Below are 10965 nucleotides of genomic sequence, written 5' to 3' on the forward strand. Positions count from 1 at the left end.
CAGTGGCATCGCGGCCAGGTCTCGACCCGACCGGCGACAACCTGAGCAGAACGGCGTTTCCCTTTCGTTCATCCTCACGTCACGCGCTTCCCGCACTGTTACCCACGGCAAACGGAGCTATCACACTAGGTAGCTTTGCCGCGGATCGCTTCGAGAGGGGGCGACATGGCCAAGAAGGACAAGAAGAGCAAGAAGGACAAGAAGAAGAGCAAGAAGAAGTAGCGCTGCGGCGTCTCGCCCACCGCAAGACGGGCGAGACGCGTCATCGCCGGTGAGCCGACCGTCCTGGTCACCGCCGCCGAGATCCGATAACAGCACACCTGTCCGCTGTGGCCGGCGGCGAACCGCCCCGCCCGCAGGCCATTCGTTCCACTTCCGCCTGAAGGCCGCAATATCCACGGAGGAGTCCCATGACCGACGCTCTTCGTTCCGTCGGGGATGTCCACCGTGCCCGTAACCTCGCGCAGAGGCTACTGGTGGATCTACCGGAACGCTGGCGGCACACGATCGGGGTGGCGCGACGGGCCGAAATGGCGGCCGCCACGGTCGGGCCCCGCAGCGAAGGCGAAATCCTGCTGACCGCGGCCTGGCTGCACGACATCGGATATGCCGCCACCCTGCACGACACCGGCTTCCACCCGATCGACGGCGCTCACCACCTCGAGACAACCGGGTGGCCGTCACGGATCGTCGCGCTGGTCGCCCACCATTCCGCGGCGCTGTACGCGGCCCAGACCCGCGGGCTGACCGAAAAGATCACCCGATTCCCGCGCGAACAGTCGCGAGTATCCGACGCGCTGACCTACGCGGATCAGACGGTCGCCCCGAACGGCAGGGTCATCAACCTCGAACAGCGCCTCGCCGACATGCTGCGCCGACACGGACCCGACTCCCCGAACGCAGCCGCACACCAGCTCCGCACACCGCTACTGCGCGCCGCGGTCGTACGCGTCCAGCATCGACTCGCCATGGTCGACCACCTGCCCTCAGCAGCATGATCAAGCCGCACCGCGGCCCATCGGACGGCCGCGAAACAGGGTCCGCCGGCAGCGGCCTGGTCGTGTCCTGGCGCAGTGACCTGCCCCATCGTATCCAGCGGGCAGACGGCGCGAGTCTTCGTCGCGTGACGTGACCGCCCCTCTGACGCGGTGAAGGCGAACTGCGGCGGCTCTTTCGCCTTTTCGCCCGGGTGCAGCGCATCGCCTGTGACACTGGGAGCCGATGGGAATGTCGGGGCGCCCAGATGCGCATCTGCCGAGGGAGCGGTCTGCGCTGCGTCTGTCCCTGGTCGCGTCGGCCGTGCTCGCGGTGCTCGGTGTCGGCTGGGGCATGGCCGCGGGTTCCCAGGCCATTCTGCTCGATGGCGTGTACACCTTGATCGGCATGGCCTTGACCAGCCTGTCGCTGCGTGCCGCGCGGCTGATGGACGCCGGGCCGACACCCCGCTATCCGTTCGGCCGGGAGTCATTGGCGCCACTGGTCGTCGGTATGCAAGGGCTCGTTCTGCTGGGTACCTGTGTGTACGCCGCGCTCGACGCGACCCGCGTCATCCTTGACGGCGGCGTCGAGCAAGTCTCCCCGGGATCCATGGCCGCCTACGGCCTGCTCACCGCCGTGGCCGCGCTGGCGGTCCACCGGTACCTGCGGCGCTCGGATCCGGCCTCCGATCTCCTCGACGCCGAGGCAAGACAATGGTGGGCCGGCGCCCTGCTCAGCCTGGTCGTCCTGACCGGATCGGTCCTCGCGCTGCTGTTCAGCGACCGCCTCGGTTCAGGACCGCAGCGCTACCTCGACCCGGTGCTGGTGCTGGCGGCCTGCCTGCTGCTGGTGCCGCAGCCGGTACGCATGATCAGAACTATGGCCGTCGAGCTGCTCGAAGGCGCCGCTGATCAGCCGGTCCAGCAAGCCGTCAGTGACAGGGTCGACCGGGTCGGCGCACAGTTCGGCCTCGGCCAGCCGGCACTGCGGGTGGGCAAGATAGGACGCAAGCTGTACGTCGAAGCCGATTTCATCGTCGAGGCCGGGTGCTGGGACATCGCCGACGAGGACCGGGTCCGTCGAGAGATCGCGTCGCAGCTGACCGACCTACCCTACGATGTCTGGCTCAACGTCGAGCTGACCACCGATCCCACCCGACTCAGATAGTCCGCGCGTTCGCCCCGGCGGGTAAGACCTTGATCGACATACGCGGCGGTGCGGTGCGACGATCACCGGATGGGCTGGTGGAAGCGGTATCACGACGACATGGTCGCGGCACAACGTCGCCTGGCGAACCCGCCGGTGCCGGTGGCCGACTTCCGGTCCACCCACGGGATGATCCGCTTCGCCAGGTTCGGAACCGGCCGGGCCGTCCTCGTGCTGCACGGCAGCGGCGGAGGCTGGGACCAGGGCGTCGACTGGGCACAGCGCCGCCTGACCAGCAACCACACCGACGGGTACGACGTGATCAGTCCGTCCCGGTTCGGCTACCCCGGCTCCCCGCTCCCCGACGGCGCCTCCGTCAGCGACCAGGCGGCCGCCCTCACCGAGCTGCTGGATCACCTCGGTGTCGACCAGGCGGACGTGGTCGGCCTGTCCGCCGGCACGGTCGCCGCGCTCCAACTGGCCGCCGATCATCCCCGGCGCGTGCGGCGCCTGGTTCTAGAATCACCGCTGCTGCCGGTGGCGGGACGGGCGCCACTGCCTCCCGTCCCGGTGGTACGCGTCCTGGCCCGGGCACAGTTCCTGCTGTGGCTCACCACGAAGATCCCCGCCGTGGTGAAACTGGCCGCGGGAGCACCTCCCGCACGGCTCGCCAAGGACGACCTCGACGAGCTGAACGCGATCAACGCGACGATGTTCCCACTGGGTCCCCGCCGGGCCGGCACCGTCCACGACCGGGCCACGGTGGCGCGGCACGCCCTCGCCGACCGCATCCCCGTCTCCGAGATCACCGCCCCGGCACTCATCATCAACGCGGCACACGCCCTGCTGGCGCCGCACGATGACGTCGAACGGTTCAGCGCCCGGCTACGCGACGCCCGCACCCTCGAACTGGACCACGGCGGACACGTCCTCATCGGCAACGTCGAGACCCTGCGACAGGCGGTCACCGGGTTCCTCGACGCATGAGCGCGGCGGCCCTCTACATCTCGTCGCCGTCGTCCGCGGCGGGCCGGTGGGCCTTCATCCACGTTTCGACATCCTCGGTCAGCCAGATCTTGCCCTGAGCCAGGTCCGCGACCGGCTTCGGGAAGTCCGCCCGAGTGGTGATCTGATAGGCGCGTTGGCGGCTGACACCGCCAAGGCGCACACGGATCTCGTGCGCACCCATGAGGCTGATCGGCTTCGCTGGCATACAGCGGACTATAGCCGAATGACAAGATGCATCGGGACCACCGGCTTCACGACAAGGAAGTCCACCCGACCGGGCTGTATCGGGCGGGACATACTGCCCGGCATGTTCACCCGGTTCAGGCCCATGACGGCCATCGCACTCGTCGCCTGTCTGCTCGGCGGATGCACCGAGGACCGGAACGAGCCGGGACACGTACGGTGTACCGAACACGAAGAAGAGCGGGTGGCGGTGCTGGCGCAACTTCCGATCCTGGACGCGCACGACCGGCCGGCAGGGATGTATCGGCGCGATATCCGTTGGTAACAGTCCGCAACTAGCGTGCATACCTGCACGGCCACACATCCGCCCGGCGGCTCCGGCCTCGCGGAAGGTCGTGCCGACACCTGGCCGGGTCGTACCGCCGGCCTCCGAGCTCTCGGATGGCGTTCGATTTCTCGCGGGGCTGTGGAAGGGATGCCATGAAACTTCTCCTGCTGACCGACAAACGTCTCGATGTATTGCCGGCGCTGGACCTGCTGCCGTACTCCGTCGAGGTCTCGCCGCGCCTTGACGGGACCGAAGCGATCAGGGATCCGCACGTGGCCGTGGTCCTGGTCGACGCCTCCGGGCACCTCAACCAGGCCCGCGCAACCTGTCGCGCAATTCGCGCGAACGGCCTGAGTGCACCGCTGATCGCCCTGCTTCGTGAAGCGGAACTGGCCGCTGTCGCGGCCGACTGGTCCATCGACGACTTCGTGCTGACGACCGCCGGCCCGGCGGAGGTCGCGGCCCGGCTGAGCATGGCGGTGAAGCGGCGCGAGCTGGAGGCCTCGACCGGGAACGAGTCGATCACCGTCGGTGACCTGACCATCGATCCCCACAGCTACACAGCCCGGCTGCGTGGCGAACCCCTCGCCCTCACGTACAAGGAGTTCGAGCTGCTCAGGTTTCTCGCTCAGCAACCAGGCCGGGTGTTCAGCCGTGATCAGTTGCTGCGTGATGTCTGGGGCTACGACTACTTCGGCGGAACCCGCACGGTGGACGTACATGTACGCCGCCTCCGGGCCAAACTCGGACCTCGCTGCGAGCGGATGATCGGCACCGTCCGCCAGGTCGGGTACAAGTTCGCCGCACCGACGGCGGACACCGGTGCCACCGGCGCTCGCTCGGTTGACGAGGACTCCTGGGACACCCGTATCCGTGCTCTCCTCGGTTGAGCCGGCGAACCTGACCGGTTTCTGATCATTGGTCGTCAGGCTGTCCGGCACGGTGGGGACGGACCCCACCCCGGACAGGAGGATTTCCATGCGTCGGTGTGTGCTGGTGGGTGCCGCGGCCGCGGTGTTCGTGCTGTCGGCCTGCGGATCGCCCGGCGACGCGTCCACGGCGGACAACGGGGCGAAGGTGGCCACGTTGCGCAGCGCGGCCCCGGCGGGCGGGCCGTCGGCGGCCGCGTCCCGGCCGGAACGCCCCCGGGAGAGGCTCGGCATGACGGCCGAGGAGTACGAGGCGCTGCTCGAGCCGTACAACAGGTGCATGCGGGAGCAGGGTTTCGACGCGCAGGAGTCGAGGAAGAGGGCAGCCGACGCGGCGGCGGTGGCGGAGTCGGGCGACGACGACGGGGCGGTGCGGGCGAACCGGATCTGTGAACCGCAGTATCTGCCGCTGCCGCCGTGGGAGAAGGACCCGGCCAACCCGGAGGCCCGGGACTTCGCGGTCGGCGTGGTGAAGTGCCTGAAGGGCAAGGGCGTCAAGCTCGTCGAGGTGGCCGAGGACGGCATCTCGATCGCGCTGGGCGGCGAGAACAACGACGCGCTGTCGATCCGGCTCGGCATGGAGCACATGTCCGCCTGCGAACGTGAGGTCGCGGCCTCGTCCTAGCACCCGCGAGAAGGCGGCGGCCGGGGGTCCCGGCCGCCGCCTTCCGTCATGCGCTGGTCAGGGCCTGCGCCGGGGGCAGGCGGGCGGCTCGCACGCACGGGTAGACACCGACGAGGACGCCGATGACGACGGCGCCGCCCACGCCGAGCGCCGCCGACTCGGCCGGCACCACCAGCGGCCAGTCCTGCCAGCGGGCGTAACCGATCGTGGCGAGCAGGCCGAGGACGGTTCCCGCCAGGCCACCGGCGACCGACAGCATGATCGACTCGGTGAGGAACTGGCCCCGGATCTGACCGCGGGTGGCGCCCAGTGCCCGTCGCAGACCGATCTCGGAGCGGCGTTCCAGGACGGAGACGACCATCGTGTTGGCGACGCCGATGCCGCCGATGACCAGGGCGACGGCGGCGAGCGCCAGGAACAGCACGGAGAAGCTGCTCTCGGTGGCCCGTTTGGCGGCGAGCGCGTCGGACGGGCGGGTCACCAGGACCTGACCGGGCCGCTCCGGGTTGATCGACTCGGCCAGCACCGACCGTACCGTCTCCAGCCGGCTCTCCTCGGCGCGCAGGTAGACGACCGTGGGACGGCCGTCGAAGCGCAGCTCGGCACGGGCCGCCTCCCAGCCGACGAGCACCGACCGGTCGATGTCGGGCGACAGCGGGATCGGGGCGAGCACACCGACCACGGTGAACCAGCGGTCGTCGATCATCACCTGCGGCGCCGACCCGCCGGGGACCAGGGTGGTGATGCCGAGGCGGGTGGCGGCGACCGAGCCGAGGACCACGGTGGGGAACTCGGCGGTGGCCGGGTTCAGCCATTGACCCGACGTGATCCGGGCGTCGAGCACCGGCAGCAGGTCGAGGCGGGTGGCCAGGACGGTCAGGCCGTTGCCGTTGCTGCGGTCGGTGCGGTCGGTGCGGTCGTTACGTCGTACCAGAGTGTGGGTGTTGCCGACCGCGCTCGCGGCCCGGACCGGGCCGATGCGCCGGACCATCGCCACCGCCGTCTCCGGTAGCCGAGCCGGCGGATTCTGATCCGGAACGGGCATCGCCTGGAGGGTGTCGGTGCCGAGCGCCGACAGCTCGCGGACCAGGGCGGCCTGGCTGGAGGCCGGGATGCCGGTCACCACGATCATCGTCGCGATGCCGATCGCGATGCCGAGTCCGGACAGCACGGCCCGGACCGGCCGGGTGCGCAACCCGACCATCCCGAGGGAGAGAAGGTCGATCATGCGACCAGCCGCCCGTCGCGGATCTCGACGCGCCGCGGCAGCGCGGCGGCGATCTCCCGGTCGTGGGTGATCAGCGCGATCGTGGCGCCCTCGGCGTTGAGCCGGTGCAGCAGGGCGAGCACGGCCTGGCCGTTGGCGGTGTCCAGGGCGCCGGTCGGCTCGTCGGCCAGCACCAGCGACGGCCCGTTGACCAGGGCGCGGGCGATCGCGACCCGCTGGCGTTCGCCGCCGGACAGCTGATGCGGGCGGTGCCCGGCGCGGTGGGCGAGGCCGACCCGCTCCAGGGCCTGCCGGGCCAGTGCCGCACGGCGGCGGCGGGCGACACCGGCGTAGAGCAGGCCGGTGGCGACGTTGTCGGTGGCGCTCAGGCCGTCGGCCAGGTGGAACCGCTGGAACACGAAGCCGATCTCGCGGGCCCGCAGCGCCGACAGCCGCCGGTCGGGCAGGGCGGCGATGTCCTGTCCGGCGATCCGGACCGTGCCGGAGGTGGGCCGGTCCAGCGTGCCCATGATGTTGAGCAGGGTCGACTTGCCGGAACCGGACGGGCCGACGATGGCGACGAACTCCCCGGCGTGGATGTCGAGGTCGACGCCGGCCAGCGCGGTCACCCCGCCGGGGTAGACCATGCCGGCGCCGCGGATCGACAGCACCGGGCCGGTCACGACGCCACCACCACGCCGGTGCCCTCGGCGAGGCCGTCGCCGGTGATCTCGACCCAGCCCTGGGCGAACATCCCGGTGGTGACGGCGACCAGACCGGTCGTGGTCTGTACGGCGTAGCCGCCCTCGGCCAGCGCGACGAGCGCCTCGACCGGGGCGGCGAGCACGTTCTCGCGTACCTTCCCGGCGAAGTCGACCCGCACCTCCGCGGAGTCGATCTTCGCGATGGTCTTCGGCTTGTTCAGCGTCACGGTGATCGCCAGTTTCGGGGTGGCGTCGCCGACCGCGCCGTCGGCCGCCGCCAGCACCCGGCCGACGGACAGGACCCGGCCCGCGACCGTACGCTCGTCGGGCAGCACCACCGTGACCGCGGCGCCGCGCTCGATCGAGGCGGCCTCGGACACGTCGGCGGCCACGGTGATCACCTTGCGGGTGGCGGTAACCGACAGCAGCGGGCCGTCGGCCGGGACGCCCGGTTGCACGGCGACCGACTCGACCCGAACCGCCCCGGCGAGCACCTCCACGTCACCGACCGCGATCGCACCGGTCTCGGGCAGGCCCTGGTCCCGCTGCCATCTCTTGATCGCCGTGATGAGCTGTTGGGTGAGGACGGTCCGCTGCACACCGATCGCATAACCGAGGGCCTCGAGGTTGTCCGCGATGATCCGCACGTCCCGGCCGGCGAGCCCCTTGCCGGTGATCGTCCGGTACAGGGGCATGCCGCCGTAGAACAGCGGAACCGGGAGGTCGTCGGCCCGGTACAACTGTCTCCCCCGCTTCACGATGGCGCCGGGCGCCGGAAGCCACGTGACGGTCGCCTGCTTGTGGCCGGTCACGGCGCGCGCCGGCCCGTACCCGATGGTTCCGGAAATGCTCTTCGATGTGCTCAGATCGCGCCGCTGCAACGTGGTGGTGGCGACCGCCTCGGTGACCGCCGTCGCCGGTGTGCCGGGGTCGCGCGGCCGGGTGACCAGGACGACGGCGGCGGCCGCCAGAACAGCGGCCCCGGCGGCCAGCCACCGCCACGGCCGGGTGTCAGTGTTCGCAGACATGCCGGGCAGCCTCGGTGACGATCTTTAGAAAGCTGTCAGGTCTCGCCGGGCAGCGCGGCGCGGCTTGCACCGGCACCTATAGTCGCCGCCATGTGCGCACACGTTCTGATCGCCGATGACGATCCCCGTCATGCCGAGGTGGTCCGCCGCTATCTGGCCGCCGACGGCCACGAGGTGACCGTGGCGCACGACGGCCGGACCGCGCTCGACCAGGCGCGCCGGCTACGGCCGGACCTGCTGGTACTGGACGTGATGATGCCGCGGCTCGACGGCCTGCACGTGTGCCGCACACTGCGCGCCGAGTCGGACGTGCTGGTGCTGATGCTGACCGCCCGCACCAGCGAGGACGACCTGCTGCTCGGCCTGGAGCTGGGCGCCGACGACTACCTGGCCAAGCCGTACAGCCCCCGCGAGCTGACCGCCCGGGTGCGGACGCTGCTGCGCCGGTCGACCCGGTCCGCGCCCACGCCCACGTCCGAGACGCGCACGGTCGGCCGGGTGACCCTGGACCCGGTACGGCACCGGGTGACCGTCGACGGTGCGCCGATCGTGTGCACCCGGGGCGAGTTCGCGATCCTGGCCGCCATGTCCGAGCAGCCCGACCGGGTGTTCAGCCGCGCCCAGCTGCTGCACCACACCCGCGGCATCGACCGCAGCTCGACCGAGCGCACCATCGACGTACACGTGATGAACCTGCGCCGCAAGATCGAGACTGATCCGCAGCGGCCGGTCCAGCTGCTCGCCGTCTACGGCGTCGGTTACCGCTTCTCCCCCGGACCGGCATGAACCGGGTGCCCTGGCGGCACAGCCTGGTGACCCGGCTGCTGGCCACCTCGGTGCTGATCGCCGTCGCCGCGATCGCGGCCACCGCCTGGCTGGCCACCCGCACCGCGACCCGCGCGATCACCCAGGAGCAGGGCCGCTCGCTCACCGACGACAAGGGCGTCTACGACATGCTCGTCGCTTACGCGGCCGGGCATCCGGACTGGTCGGGCGCTCCGGAACCGATCCGGCAACGGGCCGCGAAACTCGGCCGGCGGATCACGCTGATGACCGAGGACCGGCAGGTGATCATCGACTCCGGCCCCGGCCCGTCGTTGCGGACCGCCCGGCCCTCGGCCGTCGTCGACCCGCTCGGCCTGGACCTCGGGCTCACCGGCGGCACCGACCGCATCGACGCCAGGGCGGTCGGTCCCTACCTGCTGCCGGCCGCCGAACGCGCCGCCCTGCGCGGCGGCGCCCGCAAGACCCTGGCCTGCCTGACCGAACTCGGCGTCAGCGGCCGCATCGTCGACACCCCGAGCGGCCGGCCCACCATCGAGCTGACCAGCACCGACACCCAGGGCGCCATGATCAGGTGCGGGGCCGGCCGGGACGAGAACCCGACCGCCACCGAACAGAGGGCACTGCGCGCGCTCGGCGCCATGACGGCCGGGTGTCTCGGCCGGCGGGACGGCACAACCGTCGTGGTGACGCCGCAGTTCCGGGCGTACGTGCTGTCCGCCAAGCAGGCCGCCGACCGCAGGGTCGCGGCGATCCCGGCCGAGCAGATCGCCGATCCCGCGACGAGCGCCCGCGCCGGCTCGTGCCTGGAGAAGTCCCGCCGCACCCAGCTCCAGCCGTACGTCGCCCCACCGGCGTTACTGTTCGTCACCGACCCGGACACCGGCGCCGACCGGACCACGTTCACCCTCACCCGTGGGAACACCATCCGGATCGTCACCGTCACCGGCGCGGTCCTGCTCGCCACCATCGTGGTCACCGTCCTGGCCGGACGGCGGCTGGTCCGACCATTGCGCGCCCTGGCCGAGACGGCGGGCGGACCGGGACCCGCGGCCGTCACGGGCCGTGACGAGATCGCCCACCTGGCCCGTGCCCTGAACGCCTCGGCACGGCAACGGCGTGCCATGGTCAGCGACGTCGCGCACGAACTGCGCACGCCGCTCACCAACATCCGTAGCTGGCTGGAGGCGGCACAGGACGACCTCGCGCCCACCGACGACCAGCTGGTGGCGTTGCTGCACGAGGAGGCGATGCTGCTGCAACACCTCATCGAGGACCTCGCCGATCTCGCCGCCGTCGATGCGGGCACCCTTCGGGTGCACCTCGAGCCGCTCCCCGTGCGAGACCTCGTCGACCAGGTCACCGACGTCCATCGGGGCACGGCACAAACCGCGGGGGTACGCCTGGAGGCGCACGTCTCCGGCGACCCGATCGTGTCCGCCGACCCGGTCCGGTTACGTCAGGTGATCGGCAACCTGGTGTCGAACGCGCTGCGCCACACCCCGCCGGGCGGCGTGGTCACGGTCTCCGCCCACGAACACATCATCGAGGTACGCGACACCGGCGCCGGCATCAGCGAGGAGAACCTGCCGAAGGTCTTCGACCGCTTCTGGCGGGCCGACGAGTCCCGCGGCCGGGCGACCGGCGGAACCGGCCTGGGCCTGGCCATCTCCCGCCAGCTCGTCGAGGCACACGGCGGAACCATCTCGGCCGCCAGCACCCTCGGGCGCGGATCCGTCTTCACCGTGCGCCTGCCCTGAACGCGAGTCAGAAGCACTGAGGCCGCCACCCATGGTGGGGTGACGGCCTCAGTGTCGTTGTCAGCTCAGCTTGACGTTGAAGATGGGGTTGGCGGCGAGCTTCTTGAAGGCGGCGAGGCTGCCCGGGGTGCTGTTGATGCTGATGTCCCGGTTGCCCTGGTCGTCGGCCTTGGTGTCGAAGTGCACGATCGCCTTGATCGCGGGACGCTTCTTCAGCTCCGGGATCACGCTGTTGTAGACGGCGGACTTGTCGGTCTTCTTACCGATCCGGTGATACCCGCCCCAC

12 protein-coding genes and 1 pseudogene are annotated in these 10965 nt (G+C 70.7%); 8 read left to right on the forward strand and 5 right to left on the reverse strand.

Annotation, left to right across the window (positions count from 1 at the left end):
* Window positions 1-410 precede the first annotated feature (410 nt).
* The 3 genes from IEZ13_RS38175 to IEZ13_RS38185 all read left to right on the forward strand — a co-directional run bounded on the left by IEZ13_RS38175 (window position 411) and on the right by IEZ13_RS38185 (window position 3111).
* Complete coding sequence (locus IEZ13_RS38175) at window positions 411-998, forward strand: HDIG domain-containing metalloprotein (protein WP_183226304.1); 588 nt, start codon at window positions 411-413, stop codon at window positions 996-998.
* A 223-nt stretch (window positions 999-1221) separates the two neighbouring features.
* A complete protein-coding gene (locus IEZ13_RS38180) occupies window positions 1222-2145 on the forward strand; it encodes a cation efflux transmembrane domain-containing protein (RefSeq protein ID WP_203834057.1) in 924 nt (307 codons plus the stop codon).
* A 69-nt stretch (window positions 2146-2214) separates the two neighbouring features.
* The gene (locus IEZ13_RS38185) at window positions 2215-3111 is read left to right on the forward strand and encodes an alpha/beta fold hydrolase (RefSeq protein WP_183226303.1); all 897 of its coding nucleotides are present in this window, start codon (window positions 2215-2217) and stop codon (window positions 3109-3111) included.
* A gap of 13 nt (window positions 3112-3124) precedes the next feature.
* On the opposite strand, the gene IEZ13_RS38190 is transcribed toward IEZ13_RS38185, so the two are convergent.
* The gene (locus IEZ13_RS38190) at window positions 3125-3337 is read right to left on the reverse strand and encodes a helix-turn-helix transcriptional regulator (protein WP_183226302.1); all 213 of its coding nucleotides are present in this window, start codon (window positions 3335-3337) and stop codon (window positions 3125-3127) included.
* A 102-nt stretch (window positions 3338-3439) separates the two neighbouring features.
* Here IEZ13_RS38190 and IEZ13_RS38195 point away from each other — a divergent pair, with 102 nt between their 5' ends.
* The 3 genes from IEZ13_RS38195 to IEZ13_RS38205 all read left to right on the forward strand — a co-directional run bounded on the left by IEZ13_RS38195 (window position 3440) and on the right by IEZ13_RS38205 (window position 5197).
* Window positions 3440-3640, forward strand: a complete 201-nt coding sequence (locus IEZ13_RS38195) for a hypothetical protein (protein WP_183226301.1) — start codon at window positions 3440-3442, stop codon at window positions 3638-3640.
* Between the two features lie 155 nt (window positions 3641-3795).
* Window positions 3796-4533 (forward strand): response regulator transcription factor, encoded by a 738-nt coding sequence (locus IEZ13_RS38200; protein ID WP_183226300.1) that lies wholly within the window; start codon window positions 3796-3798, stop codon window positions 4531-4533.
* Window positions 4534-4621: 88 nt separating this feature from the next.
* Window positions 4622-5197, forward strand: coding sequence for a hypothetical protein (locus tag IEZ13_RS38205; RefSeq protein WP_183226299.1), 576 nt, complete (start codon window positions 4622-4624; stop codon window positions 5195-5197).
* A 46-nt stretch (window positions 5198-5243) separates the two neighbouring features.
* On the opposite strand, the gene IEZ13_RS38210 is transcribed toward IEZ13_RS38205, so the two are convergent.
* Genes IEZ13_RS38210 through IEZ13_RS38220 form a run of 3 tightly spaced genes read right to left on the reverse strand, consistent with a single transcriptional unit; the run spans window position 5244 to window position 8136 of the window.
* Complete coding sequence (locus IEZ13_RS38210; RefSeq protein ID WP_183226298.1) at window positions 5244-6425, reverse strand: ABC transporter permease; 1182 nt, start codon at window positions 6423-6425, stop codon at window positions 5244-5246.
* Window positions 6422-7087, reverse strand: coding sequence for an ABC transporter ATP-binding protein (locus IEZ13_RS38215; protein WP_229795544.1), 666 nt, complete (start codon window positions 7085-7087; stop codon window positions 6422-6424). The genes IEZ13_RS38210 and IEZ13_RS38215 overlap by 4 nt, the downstream gene beginning before the upstream one ends.
* On the reverse strand, window positions 7084-8136 hold the full coding sequence (locus IEZ13_RS38220) for a peptidoglycan-binding domain-containing protein (RefSeq protein ID WP_183226297.1): 1053 nt from the start codon (window positions 8134-8136) through the stop codon (window positions 7084-7086). The genes IEZ13_RS38215 and IEZ13_RS38220 overlap by 4 nt, the downstream gene beginning before the upstream one ends.
* 90 nt (window positions 8137-8226) lie before the next feature.
* On the opposite strand from IEZ13_RS38220, the gene IEZ13_RS38225 reads away from it, so the two are divergent.
* Both IEZ13_RS38225 and IEZ13_RS38230 read left to right on the forward strand, forming a co-directional pair.
* A complete protein-coding gene (locus tag IEZ13_RS38225; protein WP_183226296.1) occupies window positions 8227-8922 on the forward strand; it encodes a response regulator transcription factor in 696 nt (231 codons plus the stop codon).
* Window positions 8919-10679, forward strand: a complete 1761-nt coding sequence (locus tag IEZ13_RS38230; RefSeq protein WP_183226295.1) for a sensor histidine kinase — start codon at window positions 8919-8921, stop codon at window positions 10677-10679. Before IEZ13_RS38225 ends, IEZ13_RS38230 begins: the two co-directional genes overlap by 4 nt.
* A gap of 60 nt (window positions 10680-10739) precedes the next feature.
* Here the strand turns inward: IEZ13_RS38230 and IEZ13_RS38235 are convergent.
* A pseudogene (locus IEZ13_RS38235) lies at window positions 10740-10965 on the reverse strand (CBM96 family carbohydrate-binding protein); the annotation flags it as partial.

This window comes from Actinoplanes campanulatus, from assembly GCF_014647795.1.
GTDB lineage: Bacteria > Actinomycetota > Actinomycetes > Mycobacteriales > Micromonosporaceae > Actinoplanes > Actinoplanes campanulatus.